The sequence below is a fragment of the Flavobacterium circumlabens genome (genome assembly GCF_004345565.1).
Classification (GTDB): Bacteria; Bacteroidota; Bacteroidia; order Flavobacteriales; family Flavobacteriaceae; genus Flavobacterium; species Flavobacterium circumlabens.
In genome coordinates, this window is record NZ_SLWA01000009.1 from 226,408 (window position 1) to 252,230 (window position 25,823).

Consider the following 25,823-nt stretch of genomic DNA (forward strand, 5'->3'; position numbering starts at 1 on the left):
AATTCGATTGTTGGATTTTTAGATTTTTAGAAACAAGATGCAAGATTTTAGAATTAATAGGTGCGTAGAGGGAAGAATCAAAGAATATAATACTCTAACTCTAATCAATTGATCAGCCTAAATTACAAATGGTACATAAAACACCAATCTTACATCTTACATCTTACATCTTACATCTTGTTTCTAAAAATCTAAAAATCAAATAATCACTTCAGCAACTCCTTAATCGTCTGTACGAAAGTCTCAACAGGTTGTGCTCCTGAAACGGCATATTTTCGATCAAAAACGAAGAAAGGAACGCCCTGTACGCCAATTTGCTGTCCTTCTATAATATCAGTATGAACTTCGCTTAAAAACAATTTTTCATTTTCGATGACTTTTAACGTTTCATTTTTGTCCAGACCGGCTTTTTCAGCCAGTTCCAGTAAAGTTGGACCGTCATTTAAATCCTTTCCTTCCGTGAAATAAGCTTTAAAGAAAACCTCTTCCATTTCGTCGCCCAAATTTTTAGTTTTGGCCAACTGAATAATTCGATGGGCTGTAAATGAATTTGCGATAATAGCTTTGTCAAAATGGTAATCCAAACCAACACTTTTTGCGCGTTCTGCGACACCTTTGTGCATTTCTACAGATTGTTCAACAGACATACCTTTTCGTTCCGCTAAGTACGTATAAACATCCTTATCCGGTTGTGGTGAAATGGTGGGGTCAAGCTGGAAACTTCTCCATTCAATTTCAAATTCATCATTTGGAAATTCAGCTAAAGCTGTTTCCAGTTGTCTTTTTCCGATATAACAAAACGGACACATGATGTCCGACCAAATTTCTATTTTCATATAGCGAAGTTAAAAAAAAATGTTTCAGGTTTAAAGTTTCAGGTTTGAAGTTTTTTTATAACCAAACGTGTCGGGTTTAATTGTTTCAGGTTTCAAGTTTCAGGTTGCTACTGATGATATTATTAACCGCAAAGTTCGCAAAGTTTTTTCAAGTTGTGTTTGCGGTTAAGAACGCAAAGCTTTGCGTTCTTAACCTTGTAGTCCTACACAAAAAAACTTTGCGAACTTTGCGTAAAAACCCGCATAATCCTAATCGCATTTCAACCTGAAACTTTGAAACCTGAAACCTGAAACAAAAAACACCTCCAAATAAAAAACCGCAACTCTTTAAAGGAATTGCGGTTTCTAGGTATAAAAAATGGTTGGTTAATAGCGATATTTTTTTTTACAATGATATATCTTTAATTTGAAATTAAAAAACATCCCTGTAACAAAAAGAAGTTTTGATGTTAACTATTTAACATAACAGGCATTACCAGCATGGTAACCGTTTCGCCTTCTTCTAAACCATCCACCGGAGTTAAAATCCCGGCTCTGTTTGGTAATGACATTTCCAGCATAATCATATCTGATTGTAAGTTGGTCAGCATCTCAGTTAAGAAACGAGAGTTAAAGCCAATCTGTAAGTCATCTCCCTGATAATCACAAGTAAGTCTTTCTTCTGCTTTGTTGGAGTAATCAATATCTTCAGCAGAAACATTCAATTCAGCTCCTGCGATTTTTAAACGAATCTGGTGTGTTGTTTTGTTAGAGAAAATCGCCACACGACGAACAGAACTTAAAAATAAAGAACGATCAATCATTAATTTGTTTGGATTTTCTTTTGGAATTACCGCTTCATAATTTGGGTATTTTCCATCAATAAGACGACACATCAGGATATAATTGTCAAATGAGAAAGTCGCATTTGAGTCGTTGTATTCAATTTTCACTTCAGCATCTGAACTTCCTAAAATACTTTTTAAGATATTCAAAGGTTTCTTTGGCATGATAAAATCAGCCACCTGAGAGGCTTTTACATCTGTACGGGCATATTTTACCAATTTGTGAGCATCGGTAGCTACAAAGATCAATCCCTCCGGAGAGAACTGAAAGAAAACGCCTGACATTACAGGACGTAAATCATCATTTCCGGCAGCAAAAATAGTTTTGCTTACTGCAGTTGCTAAAACTTCAGCAGGAACCAAGGTTACAGATGGGTCTTCCAGGTTTACGGCTTTAGGGAATTCTTCTCCGGCAGCATAGGCCAGAGCATATTTTCCTGAGTTGGAACTAATCTCAACTGTATTGTTATCTTCAACCGTAAAAGTCAAAGGCTGTTCCGGGAATGTTTTTAAAATTTCAAGCAAAAGTTTTGCAGGCACAGCTACACTACCTTTACTTGTAGAATCGATAGATAAGGTAGCCGACATTGTAGTTTCAAGGTCTGAAGAAGAAACTGTTAACTCATTATTGTCCAGTTCAAATAAGAAGTTGTCCAGGATAGGCAACGTATTATTACTGTTGATTACACTACCTAAAACTTGTAATTGTTTTAATAAGTACGAACTCGATACTATAAATTTCATCTGTTTTGTTTTATTTTTTTGAAAATACTTTAGTTCTTTTAAAAACTAAGATAGATTTTACAAATATATCGTAAACAATCTTAGTTTCGTAATTTTTTTATTAACATCTATTTACTGTATTTCCTTTTACGGAAGTAAGTAAAGGCAAGCCCGAAAACCAATAAAGTAAGAATTGGAAGCCCGATAGTTATGAATTGTGTTAAACTGTAATTTTCATAAACTTTTTCCTTATCCAATAATGGCAAATCAAGATCTTTGCTTCTAATGTTAATAAGTCCGGTATCATCCAGTAAATAATTGATACAATTCATCATAAAATCTTTGTTGTCATAAAGATTTCCGGTACGCTGATCATAACCCAATTCTACCGGCATCCTGTTTTTATCCAATTGATTCCTTGCCAGATCGCCATCAGAAATCACAATCATTTTAGTTGGTTTTCCTTTTGCGATAAAGGAGTTTTCTTTGAAAGGTAAAATACGATTTTCAAAAGCGGAATGGAACGAGCCTTCCAGTAAAACCGAAAGCGGTAAATTTCCTTTGCCAGCATAATCCTGAGGCGAAGTTTTTTCGGATACACTGCTTAAACTGATTTCTGCCGGTGTTCCGATTATTTTTGAATATTGCGATGATTTTAATAAAACCGTTTTCTTAATTCCGTTTTTCAAAGTATCAATCGGACTGGCAAAATCGAATTTAATTCCGCCTAAATTTTTAACAATAGGATGCTGGCTGTCAGGATAAACCAGTGGCGCAAATTTCCAGAGAAAATCCTGATATTGTGTAGCGCTTCCCTGTTCTCCGGTGGCCAGTTTTATCGGACTTCCGTTTTCATCTTTTACCAAATCAGGATTGATTCTGAATCCGTATTTGAAGAACATATCGTTCAGGTTTAAATCTCTCGGATAGGCAAGAGTTGCACCTGATTGATTGTATAAACTGTCCATATCGGCAGCCACCTGATCAATTAGCCAGAGTGTTTTTCCGCCATTCATGATAAACTGATCCAAAACCTGCTTTTCTTCATCAGAAAAAGTTTGGGTTGGTTTTGAAATAATAGCTAAATCGTATTTTTCTAAAGCTTCCAGACTTCCTGTTGGATTTTTAGCAACAGAGTCCAGTGTAAAAGGCCCGATGTAATAGCTTTCTCGAATCTGCATCAGCATTTTGGCGATATGAATTTCATTTATTTCACCGTTTCCTTTTATAATCGCAACCTTTTTCTGTTTGTCTTTGGTGATCTTATTGATGGCATCGGCAATCGAATATTCTAAGTGCTGAATAGACCCAATCACTTTTTGTGTAGTGGAAGCACCCATTCTGTTTTTCAACAAGGGAATATTAACTTCTTTATTGTTGTAAACCGCAATTGCCCACGGAAAAACCATGGCCTGCGACTGTTTCCCTTTATCGTCAACCGTTATATTTATTGGTGTAAGGCCTTTTTGGTACAAGGATTTTACAACGCTCATGCTTTCTTCTTCGTTTTCCATTGGATTTACGAATTCAAAAACGATGTTGTTGTTATACGCCTGGAATTCTTCCAGTAATTGTCTGGTTTCCTGTTGTAATCTTCTGAAATCAGCAGGAAGATCTCCCTGCATGTAAATCTTGATGGATAACGGGTTTTTGACTTGTTTTACTATATTTAAGGAGGTTTCGGATAAAGTATATCGTTTGTCTTTTGTTAAATCAAATCTTTGGAAATACAAACTTCCCAGTACATTTAAAACAATTAAAACGAAAACCGTAATACCTAATGTTTTGATATTTTGTTGAGTTGATGCTTTCATTAGGCTTTAAAAGATTTTAATTTATAAACGGTAAAAGACAAAAACAAAATGGTGATGGTTAAGAAATAAATAACATCCCGTGTGTCGATTACACCTCTGCTCATACTTTTAAAATGATCCTGCATTCCAAATGCCGAAATAATCCCTGCAAAGCCCGGTAGTAAGGAGGCTAAACCTTCAAATCCGAAATAAAAGATAAAACACAGAAAAACCGCAATAATAAAAGCCACAATCTGATTTTCTGAAAGGGTAGAAGTGAAGATTCCGATTGCTGAATAAGAAGCGATTAAAAACAACAAGCCAAAATAGGAACCAATTGTGCTTCCCATATCTATATTGCCTTCCGGTAAGCCTAAATTAGAAATCACTTTTACATAAATAAAAGTTGGAACAATTGCCAGTACGATTAAAAATAAAGATCCTAAAAACTTTCCGTTTACAATTTCCCAGATCGATAAAGGCTTGGTTAAAAGTAATTCTAAAGTTCCTTGTTTTTTTTCATCAGAAAAACTTCTCATCGTTACGGCCGGAATCAGGAAAATTAAAATCCAGGGCGCTAAGGTGAAAAACGGTGTTAAATCCGCATAACCGGTATTCAGAATATTATAATCTCCTTCAAAAACCCATAAAAATAGTCCGTTGCTGATTAAGAATACAGCAATGACCAAATAGCCAATAGGAGAGCCAAAAAAGGATTTTATTTCCCGTAAGATGATTGATTTCATGTATGACGTTTATTCGTTTAATCGATTTTATTTGTTTAATCGTTGATTTGTTTAATTGTTTCAGGTTTCATGTTCAAAACTGAGACTGAAAACCGCGACTGCCAACTACTCCAGGCTCACCAGCTTATCCACACTCCAGGCTTCCGGTTTTGCATTGAATAATGTCTTGGTAAAATTCCAAACCGAATTAAAAAGTTCCGATTGTCTGTAATTTTCTAAATCAGCTTCTGTTTCCCAATAACTATAGGTAAAAAACAGGCATTTATCATTTTTGTCCTGATACAATTCTAAAAAACGATTTCCGTTTGCATTTCGTATTTTGTCTTTGACGGCTTCGAAATTTTCCAGAAAGTCAGGAATCCGGTCTTCGTGAAAACTCATTTTTACAATTCGAACAAACATCTTTATAATTTTAGATTTTAGATTGCTGATTTTAGATTTTTAGTCTCTACGATTTTACAGGTGCGCAAAAATACCAAAATTGATTGTTCTTTTTATCAAAAAAATGAAATTCCAATAATGAAATTCCAAATTCCAAATTTCCGGCATCTCTAAAACTAAATTTCTCTACGAAAACGTAACCGTAATCACATCTCTGTAATTTAATCCTAACAAACTATTGGCAGAACCTACTTTTAAAGGATTACTTCTGAAAATAGCAATTTCCAGAAAACCAGCTTCGTTAAAGATGGCCAGTTTTTCCCCTTCATACGTTTTGATCGGATATTTTTCAGAGGTTGCGATAGCCGAATAACCGGGCAGAATTGTTTTGATACTTTTCGGTTTCATTACGATCTCATATTTACGGCCTTTTGCTACTTCGATAAATTGCTGTTTAGAGATATTGGTTACCACATTTCCAAAATGGTCGATATAAATAACGTATCCTTTCAGGGAATTTCCATCATTGGCCAGAACAGCCTGCAATTCGGTAACTTCTTTAACAGACGGAATTTTTTTTCCAATAACATTGAGTAATCCGCCCTTTGCAATGTGGCAGGCAACCTGTATGAAAATATCTAAATCACTGGATTCTGGCGGAAAGCGATCGTGAATATTGATGGCGACAATTTTCTGTGGTACAATTTTCTGTGTCAGCATACTTAAGATACCGTTATCGGCACAAATAAAGTAGTGATCGTTCCATTCCATGGCAATATGCTGGTTCTCTTTATTGCGCTCAATATCGACTCCGATTAAGTGTACCGTTCCTTTTGGGAAACTCAGGTAAGAGGCTCCAATAAGGTAACTTGCTTCTGCAGTGTTAAATGGGTCAACGTCGTGTGAAATGTCAATAATTACAGCTTCAGCAAACTCTGATAATATTTTACCCTTTAGCGAACCAACAAAGTGGTCTTTTAAGCCGTAATCCGTAGTAAGGGTAATTATTGACATCATTTTGTTTATAACTATTGGTAGTTTTTAAATCTAATTTTCATTAAATTTGAGAAATGCAAAGCTAAGAATAGTAAAGTCATAAATGCAAGAAAGAAAAAACAAATTGCATTTTACGATATAAATTACCCGACAGCCAATTGATTTAAAAAAAGATTTAATTTTAATTTAAAACTATCTCATTTGAACGAAAGAATAATCGAGCTAATAGACATTGCGCCAAAAGAATTTTGGGGTGCTCAGGACAGCCATCTGGAAATCATTAAAAAGTACTATCCAAAGCTTAAAATAGTAGCGAGAGGAACGACTTTGAAAGCATTTGGCGAAAAAGAAGTTTTAGATGAATTCGAAAAAAGATTCCAAAGATTAATGTTGCATTTTACCCGATACAACAACATTGACGACAATGTAATTGAACGCGTAATCATGAGTGATGGTCAGGATGAAAAAAGATCATATGATCATGACAAAATACTAGTTCATGGCGTTGGGGGTAAAATTATAAAAGCCATGACGCCCAATCAGCAGCTTCTGGTAGATACCATCAAAAAAAATGATATGGTATTTGCAGTAGGTCCGGCCGGAACGGGAAAAACCTACACAGGTGTTGCAATGGCTGTTAAAGCACTTAAAGACAAAGAAGTAAAAAGGATCATATTAACCAGACCGGCAGTAGAAGCAGGAGAAAATCTTGGTTTTTTACCCGGTGACATGAAAGAAAAACTGGATCCTTACATGCAACCGCTTTATGATGCGTTACGTGATATGCTTCCCAACGAAAAACTGGAAGATTACATTTTAAAAGGAATTATTCAGATTGCACCATTGGCATTTATGCGTGGACGTACACTTGATAATGCCTTTGTAATTCTCGATGAAGCACAAAACACCACCCATTCGCAAATGAAAATGTTTTTAACCCGTATGGGGAAAAACGCCAAATTTATGATTACGGGTGATCCGGGACAGGTCGATTTACCACGAAGAACTATTTCCGGTCTTAAAGAAGCAATTCTGGTTCTGAAAGACGTTGACGGAATCGGAATTATTTATCTGGATGATAAAGATATCGTACGTCACAGATTAGTGAAAAAGGTAATTGATGCTTATAAACAAATAGAAAATCACGATTAAGTTTGTGAAATGATTTTAGTGAAATAATTTTCGCCACAGATTAGAATGATTCACACAGATTATAAAATCATTTTAATCTTTTAATCTGTGGCAAAAAAAAATGAAATATTCGTTTTATTCATTCTTTAGAAATGCGTAAAACGAATATTTTTTTTGATTCAAATTTTAATCGATTAGATTTAATTTTGTCAAATGAAAGAAATAGAGATTTTTTACGAAAAGCAGGAACAAACTTTTAAAGAGGTGCTGCTTGCTTTGAAAGAAATTATTCTGCGTCAGGACCAAGACATTACAAATGTGCTCAAATACGGAATGCCCTTTTTTTGTTACAAAGGAAAAATGTTCTGCTATTTATGGATTCATAAAAAACTCCAACAGCCTTATATCGGAATTGTAGAAGGAAAATACTTTGATGAACCTTTTCTGATTCAGGAAAAGCGTTCGAGAATGAAAATTATGATGCTTGATTCTTCAAAAGATTTGCCTCTGAATGAGATTGAAATTATTCTGCAGAAAGCTTTGAATTTGTATAAATCGGGAATTATTAAAGTATTAATTATTTAAAATGCAGTATTTGATCAAATAGTTAAATAAATAATAAACTTCCTTTATTTGGGGCTTTAAAACCTCTTTATCTTTGTTCTTTTGAGGCTAAATCCTTAAATTTGCACATCATAAATACTTGATCTTTAATATGACAAAATTAAAAAATATAAAAGTTGTAATAAGTGACTTAGACGGAACTTTACTCAACCCACAACACAAAATATCAGATTACACCAAATCCATTTTTCAGGAACTTCACAATCAAAATTACCTTATAGTTGTTGCTACAGGCCGCCATCATCTCGATGCTATGGCGATTATAGAAACGCTTGATGTTCCGGTTTATCTGGTAAGTTCAAACGGAGCAAGAATCCATTCACCCGAAAAAGAACCGCTTTTCTCTTTCAATTTAAGCAGTGATGTTGTAAAAGCAGCTTTGAATGTAGATATTGACCCTGAAATTACAGTAGTTTTATTCAAGGAAAATGTTTGGCAGACAAATAAATTAAGTGAGAAACTAAATAGTTTTCAGGCAGATTTGAAATATCTTCCGGAATTGGTGGATTATAAAACGCTGGAAGATTTCGGAGCTATAAAAATATTCTTTTCTCATGATGACCATGAAAAATTAGTAGCGCTTAAAGATGCTATTTTAGAAAAATCTTCAAGTGAATTGCATCATGCTTTCAGTTTACCAACCTGTCTGGAATTTATGGACAAATCGATCGATAAAGCGGTTGCGATTGCGACAGTTTTAGAAAAAGAAGGTTTTACAATGGATCAGGCAGTTTCTTTTGGAGATGGTTTTAATGATGTTCAGATGTTGTCTGCAACCGGTAAAGGCCTGATCATGGGAAATGCACCTGCTTTGTTAAAAGAAACCTTACCCAACTTAGAAGTAATTAAAACCAATGCAGAAGATGGTGTAGCCAAATATATTGCCTCAAGAATTCTGGATAAAGAATTTGCGACAAGCTAATTTTGACACAATAGAAATCAAACTCTTGTAAATACAGGAAATGTTTTTATTTTATAAACTGCTAATAAATTGTATATCAATTATTAGCAGTTTTTTTATTTATAATTTACTGATTTGGGAAGCAAAGAATAAAAACTTTTTTTTAATTCTTTTCAAAGTGTATTTTTGCTTTACTAAAAAACCATAATTATGATTAAAAATACCTTTATCCTTGCTTTTCTAATTCTTTCCATAAACGGTACCAGTCAAACTTTAAAATTGGAAGAAATCATGAAAGGAGAATCTTTTATTGGGAATCAGCCAACAAATGGAAGATGGTCTCTTGATGGAAAAAAAGTTTATTTCGAATGGAATCCAAAAGATGAACTGGGAGCGAGTACTTATTCCTGGCAAAAAGGTTTTTCAAATCCGGTACTTGTTGAACCGAAAGAAGCTGTTTTTTCTAAATTTGATTTTAAAAGAAAACCAGGATCAGATATTGTCTATTATATCGATAAAGGAGCATTGTACGCTTATACCATTAGTTCGAAATCAGTAAAAAAAATATACCAGCAAAACAACCCGATTTCTAATCTTGAATTAGGAAATGAACCGGGAGTTGTATTTTTTGAACAAAAAGAAAATATCTTTAAATACAATAGTAAAGAAGGCACAGTGCTCCAGATTACTAATTTTAGCAAAGGAGTTAAAAAAGAAAAAACTCCGGAAAAAGATACTTTCCTGAAAAATCAACAGAACGAATTATTCCAGTTTATAAAAGATAAAGAAGCCAAAAAACAATGGAATTTGGCTAAAAGTAAAGCAGTTAAATCCGATTTCGCCAAAGAATACTTTTATGGGAAAGATAATTTAGCAGGCCTTAAAGCGAGCCCAAAAGGAAATTATGCAACCTTCAGTTTAATTCAGAATATTGAAGTAAAACAGGAAAAAATGGAGGTTTTTATAACGGATGACGGTTATAATCAAACTCCCGATACAAAAGAAAAAGTATCGACCGATAATTTGGTAAAAACGCAATTTGGAATTTATTCTGTAGCCAAAGATTCTGTTTATTTTGTCAATTTTTCAAAATTGAGCCATATTCAGGATGTTCCTAAATATTATGAATCGTATGATAATTTAAAAAACAAAGAGAAAGAAGATAAGCTCATTGTTGCTTTGGCTCCTGTTTATAACGAAGACGGATCTTTTGCTATTACAGAAATCAGAAGTCAGGACAATAAAGACAGATGGATTGTAAGTCTGAATCTCGAGAACGGCTCATTTACAGAAATAGAACACCAGCACGACGAAGCCTGGATTGGCGGGCCCGGAATCCCGGCTTATTCTTTTGAATCTGGCATTCTTGGTTTTTTAGCAGATAATGAAACTGTTTATTTTCAATCGGAAGCAACAGGATACTCGCATTTGTATACCTACAATCTAAAGTCGAAAGTAAAAAATCAACTTACAAAAGGGAATTGGGAAGTTCGTGATCTGATGCTATCGAAAGATAAAAAAACATTCTATTTAACGACAAATACCACACATCCCGGAAACAGAAATTTTTATAAATTAAACCTTGCAGACGGTATTTTACAGCCCATTTTGACGAAAGACGGGGCTCACGAAGTAGTAATATCTCCGGACGAAAAAACACTTCTGGTACATTATTCTTATAAAAATAAACCCTGGGATTTTTATATAGCAGAGAATAAGAAGAATACCGTATTACAGCAAATTTCATCATCTGCTTCAGAGAATTTTAAAAAATACCAATGGAGAGAGCCTCAGGTTATTACCTTCAAAGCAGAAGACGGAACTCCCGTAAATGCAAGATTGTACACGCCAAAAACGGAAAATGCCAATAAAGCGGCAATCATTTTTGTGCACGGAGCCGGATATCTGCAAAATGCTCATAATTATTGGAGTAATTATTACAGAGAATATATGTTTCATAATTTGTTAACCGATTTGGGTTATACCGTTTTGGATATTGATTACAGAGGAAGTGATGGTTACGGACGTGATTTCAGAACCGGAATTTATCGTTTTATGGGCGGAAAAGACCTTTCTGATCATCTGGATGGTAAAAAATATTTAGTTAACAATTTAGGTATCGATCCTAACAGGGTAGGAATTTATGGAGGTTCATATGGCGGATTTATTACTTTAATGGGTATGCTTACTACTCCGGGAGAATTTGCTTCGGGTGCAGCTTTACGTTCCGTAACGGATTGGGCGCATTACAATCATGGCTACACAGGTAATATTTTGAATTTTCCTGAAACGGATCCGGAAGCCTACAAAAAAAGTTCTCCTATTTATTATGCAGATAACCTGAAAGGTAACTTAGTAATGCTGCACGGAATGGTTGACGATAATGTGGAATACAAAGACATCGTACGTCTATCACAGCGTTTTATAGAATTGGAAAAGAAAAACTGGACACTTGCTTCATTCCCTGTGGAATCACATGGTTTTAAGGAAACATATTCGTGGATTGACGAATACAGCAGAATCCTGAATTTATTTAATTCGACACTTTTGAAATAAGTTTTCATTCTCAGTATTCAGTCGCAGTCGTAGTGTGCAAACTGAGACTGAATACTGAGAATGACCACTGCGACTGAACACTGAAAACTGAAAACTGCATACTTTTTTTGCTTCCTCTTTTAATTAGTTTTAAATTTGCATTCATAAAACAAAACACAGCTAAAGCATAATGAGCAATACAATCACAACAACAGATTTTAATTTCCCGAATCAGAAATCAGTTTACCGCGGAAAAGTTAGAGAAGTTTATAATATTAACGACGAACTTTTGGTAATGGTGGCAACCGACAGATTGTCGGCTTTTGATGTAGTTCTACCAAAGGGAATTCCGTACAAAGGCCAGATTCTGAATCAGATTGCTACAAGATTTATGGAATTGACAGAAGATATTGTACCAAATTGGTTGATTGCTACGCCGGATCCAAACGTGGCCGTGGGACATTTATGTGAGCCTTTTAAAGTTGAAATGGTCATTCGTGGTTATCTTTCAGGGCATGCTGCGCGTGAGTACGCTGCGGGAAGAAGACAAATCTGCGGTGTAACAATGGCAGAAGGTTTAAAAGAAAACGATAAATTTCCGGAACCCATTATTACGCCAACTACAAAAGCGGATAACGGTTCTCATGACGAAGACATTTCCCGTGAGGCTATTTTAGCGAAAGGAATTGTTTCTGAAGATGATTATATTGTTTTAGAAAAATTTACAAGAGATTTATTTCAAAGAGGAACCGAAATCGCTGCTGATCGCGGTTTGATTTTGGTAGATACCAAATACGAATTCGGAAAAACAAAAGAAGGTGTTATTGTTTTGATTGATGAAATCCATACACCGGATTCTTCCCGTTATTTTTATGCTGATGGATATCAGGAAAGACAGCACAAAGGGGAGGAGCAAAAACAATTATCAAAAGAATTTGTTCGCCGCTGGTTAATCGAAAATGGTTTTCAGGGTCAGGACGGACAGCAAATTCCTGAAATGACAGATGCTTACATCGAATCTGTTTCAGAAAGATATATTGAGTTATACGAGAATATCCTAGGAGAAAAATTTGTAAAAGCCGATATTGATAATATTGATCAACGTATTGATAAAAACGTATTAGATTACCTTTCTGCTAAAGCGTAATTTTCGGGTTTAAACTAACTATTTAAACCATGAAATTTATACCCAATAAAAAAGAAGCCCTGCTATTTATATGTATGATAGCAGGGCATTTTCTTTTTTCACAGATTGATAAAGAAGCCACAAAAGAAACAAAGGCTTTGTACAGGAATCTTAAAATAATTTCAAAAAAAAATATTCTTTTTGGACATCAGCATGCACTGGAATACGGACATGGATGGTCAAATGAAGTGGACAGGTCGGATGTAAAATCCGTTACCGGCTCCCATCCGGCTGTTGTTGGAATTGATTTTAGCGGATTTTCAGGTCATTCGAAAGAGGAAATTGCAAAGACTGCTGCCATTTTAAAAGAGAATGTGATTGCGACTTATGAGCGTGGCGGAATTACCACGGTTTCCTGGCATTTTAGGAATCCCGTTTCGAATGAAGGTTTTTACTGGAAAGATTCTTCTTCGGTTGCTGCCATGGCATTCATTAAACCCGGTGGTTCTCATCACGAAGAATACAAAACGATTTTAAAGACTATTGCTGATTTTGCGCATTCCGTTAAAGGAAAAGACGGAACGTTGGCACCAATGATTTTCAGGCCTTTCCATGAGTTTGACGGCGACTGGTTTTGGTGGGGAAAGAAATATACTTCGCGGGAAGATTTTATCGCCGTTTGGCAATTTACAGTTGCTTATTTAAGAGACACTTTGCAGGTGCACAATTTTATTTATGCATTTTCACCGGACACCAGATTCAATTCTGAAGCAGAATATATAGAACGTTATCCCGGCGATAATTTTGTAGATATGTTTGGTCTTGATGATTACGGTGATTTTGGCAGGGACGGAAAATATGATCTAGAAGCGGGACTTAACAGGCTCAGCATAATCTCAGCTTTAGCAATTAAAAAGAAGAAACTGGCTGCTTTTACTGAAACTGGATTAGAATCAATACCGGATGCGAATTGGTGGACACAAACCTTATTAAAAACTTTAAAGTCCAAGAACCTGCAATTGGCTTATGTTTTGGTTTGGAGAAATGATACAACCAGTCCAACTCATTTTTACGCTCCCTTTCCGGGGCAGGTTAGTGTTCCTGATTTTATTAATTTCTACAATGATCCTTTTACTTTATTTGAAAAAGATGTGGTTCATATTTATGGTAATAGTTTTAAAATCAGATGATTAATGATGCAAATAAAGAAAATGTAGTTCAGATTGAAATGAGTTACATTTTTTTTTATTTGTATTTTTTTTGCATTTAACTGTAACACTTTGGCCTTTTAGTAGTCTATAGTATTATAACCGTTATTTAATTAAACAGGTTTATATTTAAATCATCATAATCATCAATCATTTTAACAAACAATTATCATGAAAAAATCAGTAATTATTTTAGGAGTAGCTTTACTGGCATTTGCAAATGTAGCAATGGCTTCAAGTCAAAAATCTTCAGTAGAAGGTCAAATCGAATTCACAATTTCCAACGGATCACCATTGCATTTTGCTATCAGCAAAGGCGATATTGAAGGTGTTAAAAAATGCATTGAGTACGGTGCAGATGTAAATAAAATTGTAAGAGACATGTCGCCTCTGATGCTTGCAGCTCGTTACAATAATCCGGAAATTGTTAAAATTTTGCTGGAAAGCGGCGCTAAACCTTCGGTAGAGAATGACAAAGGACTTACTGCTTTAAAGTTTGCAGAATATTCAAAATCTACAGAATGTATCGCTATTTTGAAAGGGCTGAAATAAAAGTATAACTTTCAGTACTATTTGGTAACAAAAAAAGCGCAATTTAAATTGCGCTTTTTTTAATAAGCTTAAATTAGTGTTCCATTTTTGCTTTGAGATTTTCGAGTCCTTTTTGTAAATCGTTTCCAATCATTTTGTCCATGTTCATTATGGGCATCATTATGTTCATAGGATAAGGCATTACGCCCTCGATTCCCCATTTTACTTTAGTCTGGTTATTTGCTATAGCTTCGGTTGACATAAAACCAACGGCGGTATCATTCATTGGTTCTTTAAAACGAAGATCGAACTCCAGGCGTTTTCCTTCTGTAATTTCTGTAATTTCCTGTTCGCCCACACCAACTTCTTTTACTTTGCTCTCCCAGGCCGATACAGCTCCGACCTTTCCATCGGTTCCTTTATAAGTCGATTTCATTTTCGGGTCTATATTTGCCCAGACGCTAAATTCGTTTTGATTTCTTAAATACCGGACATAATTAAAAATAGTGTCGGCAGGTTTATTTATGATAATTTCTCTTGCTACAGCATAATTTTTTGGCATAAAGTAAGCCGCAATTAATACAATTGATACAATTAAGATTAATGCTGTCAGAATTTTTTTTAGAACTTCCATATTTTTGATTTTAAAAGTTACTTAAAATGTTTTATTGTATGTTTAGAATGACTTTTATTTGTTTTTTTAGCCGTTTTCTTTATAAAAACGGATCATGATATTTTAAGTATTTTCTTATTTTTTATTCTTTTTTAAAAATAAATAATTTAGATGATTTTAGTATGAATTATTGGCCAAAAATTTGGTTTTAATTAAAAAAAGAACTCTTTTTTGAACATAACTTTAAAGTAAAGTTAAAAAAGTAATGTTTTAGTTTTGCAATTTTCAAAATATTTGATGATTATTTTTAAAAAATATTCGAATATGTGTAACATTTCTACCTTTGCATCGTCTATTATACAGAATTAGTCAAAATTACATAGTGTTATTTAGGAATCATTAACAAAACGTTAAGAATTGGTTAAAACATAGTACCTTGTAATACAATATACTGATTTTTAATTTACATTTGCATAGTATTTAAGATCATCAATCATATTTTATCAATCAATTTTAACAAAACAAAACCATTATGAAAAATTCAGTTATTTATTTAGGATTAGCTTTAGTAACATTTGCAAATGTTTCAATGGCTTCAAATCAAAAAGCAGTTGTTAACGAACAAGTTGTACTATCTCTATACGATTCAACTCCATTGAATGTTGCTGTTAGCAAAGGAGATGTTGAAGTAGTGAAAAAATTTATTGAATACGGAGCTAATGTAAACGAAAAATCAGGCGATATGTCTCCTTTAATGACTGCATCTCGTTATAACAGAGTTGAAATTATTAAACTTTTATTAGCTAGTGGCGCTCGTCCTTCTGATAAAAACGAACAAGGATATACAGCTTTGAAATATGCACAATTATCAAACGCTACTGATGCTATTGCTATTTTAAAAGATTTAAAATAAGAATTAGTTTAAAAGAGTTTGAGTTAGTATAATCAAACGGCCTTCTTTGAGCAGAAGGCCGTTTTTTTGTTTAAAAATGTTTATGAACTGCAAATAGGTAGCTATTGAAAGTTCGTAAAATCAAAAAAGCACCATTATAAACTAATGATGCTTTTTCTTTTTAAACCAAACCAAATTAATTTAACCAATTAATTTCTTTTAAAATTCTTATTCAATAGGAACATCTTTTTTACGGTTGAATACCCAGAAAATAATCGGGAAAACCAGTAAAGTTAAAATCGTTGCCGTAATTAGTCCTCCAATAATTACAATTGCCAGTGGTTTTTGTGATTCAGAACCAATTCCTGTTGAAATGGCGGCCGGCATTAAACCTATTGAAGCCATAAGGGCTGTCATCACTACTGCTCTCGTTCTGGCTTTAACCCCCAGAAATATAGATTCCTCCAGTGTTAATTTGGACTTCATATTGTGATGAAATTCAGATATCAGAATCACACCGTTCTGGATACATATTCCAAGTAAGGCGATAAAACCAACTCCTGCCGAGATTCCGAAATTCATACGTGTAAGGTGTAAAGCAATAATTCCACCGATTATGGCAAACGGTACATTGGCTAAAACGAGTAAGGAATCTTTAATATTTCCAAAAAGGATAAACAATAAGACAAAAATCCCGATTAAACTAATTGGAACGACTTGCGCCAGACGTGCACTGGCACGAACCTGATTTTCGAATTCTCCTGTCCAGCCTACGGTGTATCCTGACGGAAGTTTCATTTTGGCCACTTTTGCCTGTGCTTCTGCAATCGTGCTTCCTAAATCCCTGTCGCGAACTGAAAATTTAACCCCGATAAAACGTTTGGTGTTATCTCTGTAAATAAAAGCAGGACCGGTAATCGTCTTGATATCACATATTTCTTTCAAAGGGATTTTTATACCACTGATCGTAGGGACTTTAAGTTCACTGATGTCATTTTCATCTTTACGATACTCTTTAGAAAAACGGACCCTGACATCAAATTTTTTCTCATCTTCATACTTTTGAGTAGCCGTTTTTCCACCGAAAGCAAGTTCCAGAACCGCCTGGGCATCACTGAGAGTCACTCCGTAAGCCGCCATTTTATCCCGGTCCAGAATTACACTTATTTCCGGCTGACCGACATTCCTAAGAATACCGACATCTTTAATACCCGGAATATCTTTTATTTGTTTTAAAACTTCATTTGATAATTCGTCAAGTTTATCCAGATCATCCCCGTAAATTTTTACTGCATTGGAGGCCTTGAAACCGGCGACAGATTCTGCTACGTTATCAATTACAGGCTGTGAATAATTATAGGTAATTCCCTGATGGACTTTTAATTTTTTATCTATTTCGTTAATTAAATCATCCATGGAAATTTTTCTTTTCCATTCTGATTTGGGCTTTAAATCGACCTGAAGCTGTATAAAACCAAAGCCATTCGGATCCGTTCCGTCGTTACTTCTTCCTGTTTGCGATAAGACATTTTTGACTTCCGGAAATGTTTCCAGGTCTTTTCGGATCATGGCGGCAGTTTCTACACTTTCGGGCAGGGAAGTACTCATAGGAAGCTCTGCAGTAACCCATAATGCACCTTCATTTAACTGAGGCAAAAATTCTGTCCCTAAAAAGGAAGCTGAAAAAAAGACCGTTACTAAAATTGCGATTGAAGCAATAAGCGTTTTTGTTTTATGTCTGAATGTCCACGCAAATCCTTTACCGACAATTCTATTCCAGAAATTAACAAAGGGATTGTTTTTTTCCTTTACATTTTTATTTAATAAAATGTGCGATAAAACCGGAACCAGTGTCAGGGTGAAAAGTAAAGCACCCATTAAAGCAAATCCTAAGGTGTAGGCGAGGGGTGAGAACATTTTTCCTTCTACTTTCTGAAACGAGAAGATAGGCAGCAAAGCAGTTATAATAATTAGTTTTGAAAAGAAGATGGCTTTACCCATTTCGGCTCCCGTTTTTTTAATCAGGCTGCCTTTGGCAATTTTATTATAAGCCGTCATACCCAATTGATGCGCCCGATGGTCTAAAACCACAAACAATCCTTCCACCATCACTACAGCACCATCGATGATAATTCCGAAATCGACGGCGCCTAAACTCAGTAAGTTGGCACTCATTCCCATCATTTTCAGGCACAAAAAGGCAAATAACAAGGACAACGGAATAACAATTGAAACGGTTAAAGTGGTTCTCCAGTCGGCCATAAAAAGAAATACTACGCAGGTAACCAGAATAATACCTTCAAATAAATTATGCATGACCGTTTCTGTCGTGAAATTCATCAGATTGTCACGATCATAGAAAGTTTCTATTTTAATGTCCTTTGGAAGAATATTTTCATTCAGGTCTTTTATTTTATCTTTAATCAGTGCCAGGGTTTCCTGCGGATTTTCTCCTTTACGCATTACGACTATACCTTCAACGGCATCATCATTTTTTCCTATTCCTGTTTGTCCCACCCTTGGCATGGCGCTTTCGTAAACGTTGGCTAAATTTTTAACCAGAATTGGATTTCCGTGAGCGTCATCCACAATAATATTTTCAATATCAGAAATGGATTTTAATAAACCAACACCTCTCACTACAAAAGCCTGACCGTTCTTTTCGATAACATCACCACCAACATTTAGATTTCCCGAATTGACGGCATTGTAAACCTGTAGCGGTGTAATATTATATTTAGCCAGTTTTATAGGGTCAACACCAACTTCATAGGTTTTGGTCTGACCGCCAAATACATTCAAATCGGCAACACCGGGAAGTGCACGAAGTTGTTTATCGATGACCCAGTTTTGATACGTCAGTAATTCTCTGCTGTCCCTGCTGTCACTTTTTACAATATATCGGAATATTTCACCCGTCGGACCATAAGGAGGCTGAACATCCGGTTCAACATCATCGGGAAGTGATACATTTTTAAGCAGGTTGTTTACCTGAAAACGGGCAAAAGTATCGTCTACACCATCATCAAAAATGATTTTAATTACAGATAAACCAAACATCGTAATACTGCGGACACTGGTCTTTTTTTGCACCGAGTTCATGGAGATTTCAATAGGAGAAGTAACAAAACGTTCTACTTCTTCAGCACTCTTTCCGTTCCATTGGGTAATAATTATAATCTGAGTATTCGTAACATCCGGAAAAGCATCAATTGGCATGGTCTTAAAAGAAATAAATCCTGCAACGGCCAGTAATCCAACCCAAAAAAAGGTAAACGCTTTATTCTTTAGCGAAAAAGCAATAATATTTCGTATGAATTTGTTCATGTCTTATTCGTTTAAAGCGCGATAAATAAATAACTGATTGTTGGTGATGACTTTTTCATTCTCTTTTAAGCCACTTGAAATATAAGTAGTGTCACCAACCTGTCTGTAAACTTCAACCTGTCTCGTTTCGATATTGTTTCGGTCTTTAAAAATCATGACGAAGTTTTTACTTTTATCGAAAACAATCGCTTTACTTGGAATTGCAATCATGTTTTTTCCTTCACTAAAAGATAATTTTATATTTGCATTCATATCCGGTTTCAGTAAATAATCGGTGTTTTTTAGTTTTATCCGGGCCTGCATGGCTTTCGTTTCCGGATCGATTACATTGAAAATCTTATCTACTTTTCCCTTAAAGATTTTATCCGGGTAACTTAATGTAGTTACATCGGCATCGATGCCTAATTTTACTTTATTGATGTCAATTTCATTAATATTGGCTAATGCCCAGACTTCACTGATTTCAGCAATGTCAAAAATGTTTTCAGAGCGGTCATTTCGTAAAAGCATATCCTGATTGATACTTTTTTGAATAATAAAACCACTAATCGGAGCGGTTACTTCATAAATAGAACCCGCTCTGATGTTATAGATTTTATAGGTTTCCTGAATTTTATTCAACTGGGACTGCGCCTTATTTACTTCCGATTTGGCCTGAAGGACATCACTTTCAGAGTTTAGTTTTCCGTCAAATAATTCCTGGGCTACTTTCAAACCATTTTTGGCTACCAGTAAATCACTTTTTGCATCTATAGATTGTTTTTCAAAATCGGCGATATCAGTACTTTTTATGGTGGCCAGAACTTGTCCCTTACGCACGTAATCCCCAAGTTCTACATTTACTTTTACCACATTACCTCCCACAAGCGGATAAACATCAATCATTTTATTGTTGTCAGCTGTGATTTTTCCGTAAAAATTCAGTTCATTTTTTACCGGTTGTGTCTGAGCTTCGGCAGTTGTAGTCGTTTTTAGCATTGCATCACTTAATGCAAAAGAGGTACTGGTTTCAGGATTTTCGACTTCCTTTTTACAGCTTGCAATTGATAAACTCACAAGAACGATTCCTATAATTAGTTTATATTTCATCTTGATATAATTTTAAAATAAGTCTTTGTTGATTGTACTATTTAACTCTTCCCCGGAAAGCACCACTTTTTTCTTGAGTTCATTTACCTGAATGGCCGCCTGATTGTAGCTTTCCATAAAATCAGTAAATTCTAGGAGGCTAATATTTCTTTTCTGGAAATTGGTTAGGATACCATTGTAAACAGCTTCAAAATCTGAGTTCACCGTTGGTTTTATAACAATGTAGTTTTTTCGTGATTCATCCCATTTATTCCATGCCGAAGTTATTTCAGTCTGCAATTGCAGGTCAAAATTTTGTTTTTCTATTTTTGACTGTTCTAAAATCGTTTGTGCATATTTAATATTCCCTTTGTTTTTGTTCCATAACGGCAGCGGAATTCCAATAGTAAGATTCGCTTCTTTATTGAAAGCACCGCTTCTCTGATCATAGTTTGCACCCAGAGTAATATCCGGAATCGATAGCGATTTTTGCCATTTCACATTCAGTTCGTTTGCTTCGATATCTTTTTGTTTGGCTAAGTAATCAGGACGATTGGCAATAGCGTCAGTTTCAAAGCTTTTAAGATCAAAGGGAATTGTTTTTGTGTACTTATTAAAATCATCACCGGAAACATCCGGAACTACATTTTCTGTTGTATTCAATAATAATTTCAAGTTAGCCTGTTCCTCTATATTGCTGTTTACTACTTCCATACGTTCGTTTTTGAAGTTTAGAAACAACGATTGTAAACGAACAACATCCCGCAAAGGAACATTTCCTTTTTGCGCCTGAATCGAATAAGAATTCACCAAATCCTCAATATGAACGAGCTGCCTGTCAGTAGTTTCAAGACTTTTGGTGTTGTAATAAACCGTAAAAAAGCTTTTTCGCAATTGCAATTTTAAGTTCCTTAGCAAATCATTAAATTGTAATTCTGCCAGTTTTTCATTGGTTTGCGCTAATTTTATTTCATTGCGTTTTTTTCCGCCTAAATAAATCAATTGCTCGATGCCAAATGCTTTCTGGCCTTCTTTACCAATATCAAAATATTGATTTCTCTCCGGATTATAGGCATTTAATTCAGCTGTAATAGTGGGATTGTCCCAAATACGCGCCTGAATGGTTAGTGCTTTCGAGGCATCAATATTGTATTGAGAGGCCAATAAAAAGAGATTGTTTTTTAGAAATCGGCTTTCACAGTCCTGAAGTTTAACTGCATTTTGAGCCAAAACTACCTGATTGAACAGTACAAGTAGTAATAATGAACATAGTTTTCTCATTGTATCATTTTTATTTTGTACAAATATGCTATCGGCAGACTTTAAGAGTGCTTAAAATCTACCTTAAAATTAGCTTAAAAATGCTTACAAATTAAAAATTAACTGAAATAAATTCGTGTTAATGTCTGATGCATAGTACCTTATGGTTGCTTTGTGCAGGGTCAATATACGCTGAACTATTCTTAGTCCAAGGCCAAATCCGGTTGTTCCTTTTGAATTTTGCCCACGCATAAAAGGCTGAAAAAGATTTTTTTGCTCTTCCTCATTTAACGTAGTACCTGTATTTGAAATGGAAAGAATAAGCTTTTCATCATCGGAGCTTATTTTCACTTTTGCCTGTTTGTTATCCGAGTAGACACAGGCATTTTTTAAGACATTGCTCAAAGCAATCTCCAGCAGGTTTTTATTCCCTTTTATTTCTAATGCAGTATCCAGATTTTCATTTTCTTCTATTTCAAATAAAATAACAAAGTCCGGAAAGCTTTTATTCAGATTTTCGATGGCAGAAAACAGAATTTCATCCATGCGGTGCACTTCATTGTTTTCGTGATTTTTAGTATCGATCTTAGATAAAATCAACAAAGAGTTGATTAGTTCCGTTAATTGATTGACATCAGATAAAATCGTTTTTAAAAACGATTTACTATCAGGAGTCGTTTTACGGTCTGCGGCTACATTCTCTATTTGAGAAGTAATTCGGGACAGTGGTGTTCTGAGTTCGTGCGAGGCATGTGCTGTAAATTCTTTTTGTTTCTGATACGAAACCTCAATACGGTCCATCATGAAATTAAATTCATTGGCGATCAGATCAATTTCATTTTTACTGCTTTTGGTCTCAACACGCGTGTCAAGATTGTTTTCGTTTATGTTTTTTATCTTTTGATGAAAAGCATTCAGGGGATTCATTATCTTTCTGACGGCAAAAGAAGTTGCCACCCAGCATACACAGGTGAAAAATATGTAAGATAAAATTAATGTATAACGCAGAAAAAGTAATTTCTTTTTTCCATAATCATCTGTTGCGGAGATCAGCGCATAAAAATCTTTATCATTTGTATCATAAAAAACACCATATACTTCATAATCTCCCTGTTGTTTAAAGAAAGTTTTGTTTTTTTTTAAATACTTCAGGTCATCAACAGACCAGTTGATTTTAGCATCATCTATACTGCTGTAAATAAGTTTGTAATTCGAATCAAAAACTAAGGTCTTTTCATCATACAATTTATTGATCGAGTTTTGATCAATGATTTTTAAAAGCTGATTGTCTATCTGCTTGACATTTACTAAAAGCTTAATGTTCGAAAGGGCTTTAATTTCTAAGCGGTCGCGGAATTCTTCTTTTCTGTAATTGGAATATAAAATGAATATCACAGTAGAAGCCAATCCAAAGAGGATTGTAAATAATAAACTGACTAAAAGTGATATCCTGTTTTTTAATGTCATTCCTGATCGCTTAAATAATAGCCGTAACCAATTTTGGTTCGGATCAATTTTGTTTCATGGTCTTTATCAATTTTCTTTCGTAAAAAATTGATATAAACTTCAATCGTATTCTGATTGGTTTCTATGTGGTAATCCCAGAGCTTTTCGGCAATAAATTGTTTCGATAAAACCTTGCCTCTGGCATGCGCCAGAATTAGAATAAGCTTAAACTCTTTCGGTGTTAGTTTGATTTCTTCTCCCGAACGAAATACTTTCATTTCTTCTTCCTGAATTTCCAGATCCTGAATCATGATTTTCTTTTCAACTTGTTGCGGAATTTCCTTTCTCCTTAATAAAGAGGAAATACGGGCATATAATTCTTCAAAGTGAAAAGGCTTAACCAGATAATCATCTGCACCATTGTCAAAAGAAGCTAATTTATCTTCAATTTCGCTAAAAGCGGTCAGCATAATGATCGGTGTTTTTTTATCTGTTTCCCGAATACCTTTGCAGACTTCGATTCCGTTTATTCCCGGAACATTAATATCGAGGATTATTAAATCGTAATCATAGGCAGCATATTTTTTCAATAATAAAGAACCATCGTAATAAGGGAAACACTCGAATTCCTTTGAGGTAAAGAACGCTGAGATTTCTTTCGATAAAGTAAAATCGTCTTCGAGTAGTAAAATCTTCATGCTGTTTTGTATTGGTCAGTCCGGTTATTTAATCGTGTCAAATAACCGAACCAACGTTTTTATTTTCTCTTAGTTGAAATAAGAAAAAGTTTCATTATTTTCAATTTTTAACAGTGATTCATAAATCAACTGAATCACATTTTCTACATCTTCTCTGTGTACCATTTCAACAGTGGTATGCATATAACGCAGCGGAAGAGAAATCAATGCCGAAGCTACACCGCCGTTACTGTAGGCAAAAGCATCTGTATCAGTTCCTGTCGCACGCGAAGTTGCATGGCGCTGAAACGGTATTTTATTTTCCTCAGCAGTAGCAACAATTAAATCACGCAATTTGTTTTGTACTGCCGGAGCGTAAGCAATAACAGGGCCTTTCCCCATTTTAAGATCACCTTCTACTTTTTTATCAATCATCGGTGTTGTAGTGTCGTGGCAGACATCAGTTACAATGGCGACGTTTGGTTTGATAGTATGTGCAATCATTTCGGCACCGCGTAAACCAATTTCTTCCTGAACCGAATTTACAATATATAAACCAAAAGGTAATTTTTGCTTATTTTCGTGAAGTAAACGAGCCACTTCAGCAATCATAAAACCACCCATTCTGTTATCTATGGCACGACAAACAAATTTGTTTTCGTTCAGAATCATAAATTCATCAGGATAGGTTATCACACAACCAACATGAACCCCCATTGCTTCAACCTGCTCTTTGGTTTCACAGCCTAAATCAATAAAAATATTGCTGATTTTCGGAGACTCTTCCTTATCACGTAAGCGGGTATGAATTGCCGGCCAGCCAAAAACACCTTTTACAATTCCTTTTCTGGTATGAATATGAACTCTTTTCGATGGTGCAATCTGATGATCAGAACCACCATTTCGGATTACATATAATAAACCATCATCAGTAATGTAGTTCACGTACCATGAAATTTCATCGGCATGACCTTCAATAACCACTTTAAAAGGTGCATCAGGATTAATAACTCCTACAGCCGTTCCGTAAGTGTCCGTAATAAAAGTATCTACATAAGGTTTCAAATAATTCATCCAAAGTTTTTGGCCTTCGCTTTCGTAGCCGGTAGGAGAGGCGTTATTTAGGTAGCTTTCCAGGAAAGCAATTGAGGTATCTTTTAAGATAGATGCTGTGCTCATAAAAATATTTTTTTGCTAATTTATAAATTTGGTATTAGAGTTGTGTATAAATATATAATTTTACACTTAAATTATGATTCAATGAGATTTACCTACTGCATTTTATTCTTTATTATGATTTCGTTTACAAGTCAGGCACAGGTGACGCCTAAACAAAATCAGGAAATGGGTTATATACTGACCGAACAGGATTCAATTTTAAACGATACAATTGAATTACCCGAGATTATCATTTCCAAAGAAAAATTAGATCCCGAAGCACAAAAGCAGTTTTTGATTCTTCAAAACCGGGTTTATAAAGTGTATCCGTATGCAAAATTAGCTGCCGATAGACTAACAGCTTTAAATCAGGGAATGGCGCGATTAAAAACCAATCGTGAAAAAAAGAAGTATTTTAAGATTGTAGAAGACTACCTTAATAATGAGTTCGAAGCAAGGCTAAAGAAACTTTCCCGTAAACAAGGGCAGATTCTCGTAAAGCTCGTGCACCGACAAACCGGTATCACCACCTATGAACTCATTCGTACATTAAAGAGCGGTTTTAAGGCCTTTGTATCCAATACCACCGCCAATTTATTTGACATCAGTTTAAAAACGGAATATAAACCCTATGAATCCAACGAAGACTATCTGATAGAAACCATTCTTGTAAGAGCATTTGAGTCCGGTCGATTAATGAATCAGAAATCTGCAAATCCCGTAAACTATGACGATCTTATGAATCATTGGGAATCAAAAGCAAAAACACTCAACAAAAAATAGACTCCTATATATAATGTAGTATTTCACTCCCACAGCCCGACAGGTTTTGAAAACCTGTCGGGTTTGTTTTTATACGTATTACAACAAGAGTATTGGAATTTGGAATTTAGGTTTAAGAAACATCGGGGCTATGGCAGTAGTTTTCAAAGGAGGTATGCTATATATAAGTATTAAAGAATAAACTTTGCGCCTTTGCGTGAGCTAAGACTTTAAAGTTGGTTGTTTGGGAGGTCCTGTAACAATA

22 protein-coding genes are annotated in these 25,823 nt (G+C 34.9%); 9 read left to right on the top strand and 13 right to left on the bottom strand.

The features are described 5' to 3' along the window. Window positions 1–206: 206 nt before the first annotated feature. The 6 genes from EV142_RS19845 to EV142_RS19870 form a co-directional block, all read right to left on the bottom strand. The gene (locus tag EV142_RS19845; RefSeq protein WP_132037586.1) at window positions 207–836 is read right to left on the bottom strand and encodes a DsbA family oxidoreductase; all 630 of its coding nucleotides are present in this window, start codon (window positions 834–836) and stop codon (window positions 207–209) included. A 449-nt stretch (window positions 837–1,285) separates the two neighbouring features. Beyond that, entirely contained in the window at window positions 1,286–2,404 is a 1,119-nt protein-coding gene (gene dnaN / locus EV142_RS19850) for a DNA polymerase III subunit beta (RefSeq protein ID WP_132037587.1), read from the bottom strand. Between the two features lie 107 nt (window positions 2,405–2,511). Then, entirely contained in the window at window positions 2,512–4,197 is a 1,686-nt protein-coding gene (gene gldG, locus EV142_RS19855) for a gliding motility-associated ABC transporter substrate-binding protein GldG (protein ID WP_132037588.1), read from the bottom strand. After that, a complete protein-coding gene (gldF, locus tag EV142_RS19860) occupies window positions 4,197–4,922 on the bottom strand; it encodes a gliding motility-associated ABC transporter permease subunit GldF (protein WP_132037589.1) in 726 nt (241 codons plus the stop codon). The genes gldG and gldF overlap by 1 nt, the downstream gene beginning before the upstream one ends. 105 nt (window positions 4,923–5,027) lie before the next feature. After that, window positions 5,028–5,324, bottom strand: coding sequence for a putative quinol monooxygenase (locus tag EV142_RS19865; protein WP_132037590.1), 297 nt, complete (start codon window positions 5,322–5,324; stop codon window positions 5,028–5,030). Between the two features lie 165 nt (window positions 5,325–5,489). Beyond that, entirely contained in the window at window positions 5,490–6,317 is an 828-nt protein-coding gene (locus tag EV142_RS19870; RefSeq protein WP_132037613.1) for an SAM hydrolase/SAM-dependent halogenase family protein, read from the bottom strand. A gap of 183 nt (window positions 6,318–6,500) precedes the next feature. Between EV142_RS19870 and EV142_RS19875 the strand changes: the two genes are divergently transcribed. The 7 genes from EV142_RS19875 (at window position 6,501) to EV142_RS19905 (ending at window position 14,376) form a co-directional block, all read left to right on the top strand. Then, a complete protein-coding gene (locus tag EV142_RS19875; RefSeq protein WP_132037591.1) occupies window positions 6,501–7,451 on the top strand; it encodes a PhoH family protein in 951 nt (316 codons plus the stop codon). Window positions 7,452–7,643: 192 nt separating this feature from the next. Continuing rightward, window positions 7,644–8,015: a DUF1801 domain-containing protein gene (locus tag EV142_RS19880; protein ID WP_132037592.1), complete on the top strand. Its 372-nt coding sequence runs from the start codon at window positions 7,644–7,646 to the stop codon at window positions 8,013–8,015. 130 nt (window positions 8,016–8,145) lie between these two features. Further along, window positions 8,146–8,976: a Cof-type HAD-IIB family hydrolase gene (locus tag EV142_RS19885; RefSeq protein WP_132037593.1), complete on the top strand. Its 831-nt coding sequence runs from the start codon at window positions 8,146–8,148 to the stop codon at window positions 8,974–8,976. A gap of 189 nt (window positions 8,977–9,165) precedes the next feature. Further along, window positions 9,166–11,511 carry a S9 family peptidase gene (locus EV142_RS19890; protein WP_132037594.1) on the top strand — a complete coding sequence of 782 codons (2,346 nt, stop codon included), beginning with the start codon at window positions 9,166–9,168 and terminating at the stop codon, window positions 11,509–11,511. A 169-nt stretch (window positions 11,512–11,680) separates the two neighbouring features. Beyond that, window positions 11,681–12,637 carry a phosphoribosylaminoimidazolesuccinocarboxamide synthase gene (locus EV142_RS19895; RefSeq protein WP_132037595.1) on the top strand — a complete coding sequence of 319 codons (957 nt, stop codon included), beginning with the start codon at window positions 11,681–11,683 and terminating at the stop codon, window positions 12,635–12,637. Window positions 12,638–12,666: 29 nt separating this feature from the next. After that, on the top strand, window positions 12,667–13,806 hold the full coding sequence (locus tag EV142_RS19900; RefSeq protein ID WP_132037596.1) for a glycoside hydrolase family 26 protein: 1,140 nt from the start codon (window positions 12,667–12,669) through the stop codon (window positions 13,804–13,806). A gap of 189 nt (window positions 13,807–13,995) precedes the next feature. Then, complete coding sequence (locus tag EV142_RS19905; RefSeq protein WP_132037597.1) at window positions 13,996–14,376, top strand: ankyrin repeat domain-containing protein; 381 nt, start codon at window positions 13,996–13,998, stop codon at window positions 14,374–14,376. 73 nt (window positions 14,377–14,449) lie between these two features. On the opposite strand, the gene EV142_RS19910 is transcribed toward EV142_RS19905, so the two are convergent. Beyond that, the gene (locus tag EV142_RS19910) at window positions 14,450–14,989 is read right to left on the bottom strand and encodes an SRPBCC family protein (protein ID WP_132037598.1); all 540 of its coding nucleotides are present in this window, start codon (window positions 14,987–14,989) and stop codon (window positions 14,450–14,452) included. 511 nt (window positions 14,990–15,500) lie between these two features. Here EV142_RS19910 and EV142_RS19915 point away from each other — a divergent pair. Then, the gene (locus EV142_RS19915; RefSeq protein WP_132037599.1) at window positions 15,501–15,881 is read left to right on the top strand and encodes an ankyrin repeat domain-containing protein; all 381 of its coding nucleotides are present in this window, start codon (window positions 15,501–15,503) and stop codon (window positions 15,879–15,881) included. A gap of 207 nt (window positions 15,882–16,088) precedes the next feature. On the opposite strand, the gene EV142_RS19920 is transcribed toward EV142_RS19915, so the two are convergent. The 6 genes from EV142_RS19920 to EV142_RS19945 form a co-directional block, all read right to left on the bottom strand. Beyond that, entirely contained in the window at window positions 16,089–19,187 is a 3,099-nt protein-coding gene (locus EV142_RS19920; protein WP_132037600.1) for an efflux RND transporter permease subunit, read from the bottom strand. 3 nt (window positions 19,188–19,190) lie between these two features. Further along, window positions 19,191–20,276: an efflux RND transporter periplasmic adaptor subunit gene (locus tag EV142_RS19925; protein WP_132037601.1), complete on the bottom strand. Its 1,086-nt coding sequence runs from the start codon at window positions 20,274–20,276 to the stop codon at window positions 19,191–19,193. Between the two features lie 12 nt (window positions 20,277–20,288). Beyond that, on the bottom strand, window positions 20,289–21,536 hold the full coding sequence (locus EV142_RS19930) for a TolC family protein (protein ID WP_132037602.1): 1,248 nt from the start codon (window positions 21,534–21,536) through the stop codon (window positions 20,289–20,291). 84 nt (window positions 21,537–21,620) lie between these two features. After that, window positions 21,621–22,982 carry a sensor histidine kinase gene (locus tag EV142_RS19935; RefSeq protein WP_132037603.1) on the bottom strand — a complete coding sequence of 454 codons (1,362 nt, stop codon included), beginning with the start codon at window positions 22,980–22,982 and terminating at the stop codon, window positions 21,621–21,623. After that, on the bottom strand, window positions 22,979–23,659 hold the full coding sequence (locus EV142_RS19940) for a response regulator transcription factor (protein ID WP_132037604.1): 681 nt from the start codon (window positions 23,657–23,659) through the stop codon (window positions 22,979–22,981). The genes EV142_RS19935 and EV142_RS19940 overlap by 4 nt, the downstream gene beginning before the upstream one ends. A 69-nt stretch (window positions 23,660–23,728) precedes the next feature. After that, window positions 23,729–24,817 carry a M42 family metallopeptidase gene (locus EV142_RS19945; RefSeq protein WP_132037605.1) on the bottom strand — a complete coding sequence of 363 codons (1,089 nt, stop codon included), beginning with the start codon at window positions 24,815–24,817 and terminating at the stop codon, window positions 23,729–23,731. Window positions 24,818–24,898: 81 nt separating this feature from the next. Between EV142_RS19945 and EV142_RS19950 the strand changes: the two genes are divergently transcribed. Continuing rightward, window positions 24,899–25,579, top strand: a complete 681-nt coding sequence (locus tag EV142_RS19950; protein ID WP_132037606.1) for a DUF4294 domain-containing protein — start codon at window positions 24,899–24,901, stop codon at window positions 25,577–25,579. Window positions 25,580–25,823 lie beyond the last annotated feature (244 nt).

Excerpts from the sequence above, each read along its gene's own strand:
- EV142_RS19845 (WP_132037586.1), bottom strand. The coding sequence starts at position 836 with ATGAAAATAGAAATTTGGTCGGACATCATGTGTCCGTTTTGTTATATC.
- dnaN (WP_132037587.1), bottom strand. The coding sequence starts at position 2,404 with ATGAAATTTATAGTATCGAGTTCGTACTTATTAAAACAATTACAAGTT.
- gldG (WP_132037588.1), bottom strand. The coding sequence starts at position 4,197 with ATGAAAGCATCAACTCAACAAAATATCAAAACATTAGGTATTACGGTT.
- gldF (WP_132037589.1), bottom strand. The coding sequence starts at position 4,922 with ATGAAATCAATCATCTTACGGGAAATAAAATCCTTTTTTGGCTCTCCT.
- EV142_RS19865 (WP_132037590.1), bottom strand. The coding sequence starts at position 5,324 with ATGTTTGTTCGAATTGTAAAAATGAGTTTTCACGAAGACCGGATTCCT.
- EV142_RS19870 (WP_132037613.1), bottom strand. The coding sequence starts at position 6,317 with ATGTCAATAATTACCCTTACTACGGATTACGGCTTAAAAGACCACTTT.
- EV142_RS19880 (WP_132037592.1), top strand. The coding sequence starts at position 7,644 with ATGAAAGAAATAGAGATTTTTTACGAAAAGCAGGAACAAACTTTTAAA.
- EV142_RS19885 (WP_132037593.1), top strand. The coding sequence starts at position 8,146 with ATGACAAAATTAAAAAATATAAAAGTTGTAATAAGTGACTTAGACGGA.
- EV142_RS19890 (WP_132037594.1), top strand. The coding sequence starts at position 9,166 with ATGATTAAAAATACCTTTATCCTTGCTTTTCTAATTCTTTCCATAAAC.
- EV142_RS19895 (WP_132037595.1), top strand. The coding sequence starts at position 11,681 with ATGAGCAATACAATCACAACAACAGATTTTAATTTCCCGAATCAGAAA.
- EV142_RS19900 (WP_132037596.1), top strand. The coding sequence starts at position 12,667 with ATGAAATTTATACCCAATAAAAAAGAAGCCCTGCTATTTATATGTATG.
- EV142_RS19905 (WP_132037597.1), top strand. The coding sequence starts at position 13,996 with ATGAAAAAATCAGTAATTATTTTAGGAGTAGCTTTACTGGCATTTGCA.
- EV142_RS19910 (WP_132037598.1), bottom strand. The coding sequence starts at position 14,989 with ATGGAAGTTCTAAAAAAAATTCTGACAGCATTAATCTTAATTGTATCA.
- EV142_RS19915 (WP_132037599.1), top strand. The coding sequence starts at position 15,501 with ATGAAAAATTCAGTTATTTATTTAGGATTAGCTTTAGTAACATTTGCA.
- EV142_RS19920 (WP_132037600.1), bottom strand. The coding sequence starts at position 19,187 with ATGAACAAATTCATACGAAATATTATTGCTTTTTCGCTAAAGAATAAA.
- EV142_RS19925 (WP_132037601.1), bottom strand. The coding sequence starts at position 20,276 with ATGAAATATAAACTAATTATAGGAATCGTTCTTGTGAGTTTATCAATT.
- EV142_RS19930 (WP_132037602.1), bottom strand. The coding sequence starts at position 21,536 with ATGAGAAAACTATGTTCATTATTACTACTTGTACTGTTCAATCAGGTA.
- EV142_RS19935 (WP_132037603.1), bottom strand. The coding sequence starts at position 22,982 with ATGACATTAAAAAACAGGATATCACTTTTAGTCAGTTTATTATTTACA.
- EV142_RS19940 (WP_132037604.1), bottom strand. The coding sequence starts at position 23,659 with ATGAAGATTTTACTACTCGAAGACGATTTTACTTTATCGAAAGAAATC.
- EV142_RS19945 (WP_132037605.1), bottom strand. The coding sequence starts at position 24,817 with ATGAGCACAGCATCTATCTTAAAAGATACCTCAATTGCTTTCCTGGAA.
- EV142_RS19950 (WP_132037606.1), top strand. The coding sequence starts at position 24,899 with ATGAGATTTACCTACTGCATTTTATTCTTTATTATGATTTCGTTTACA.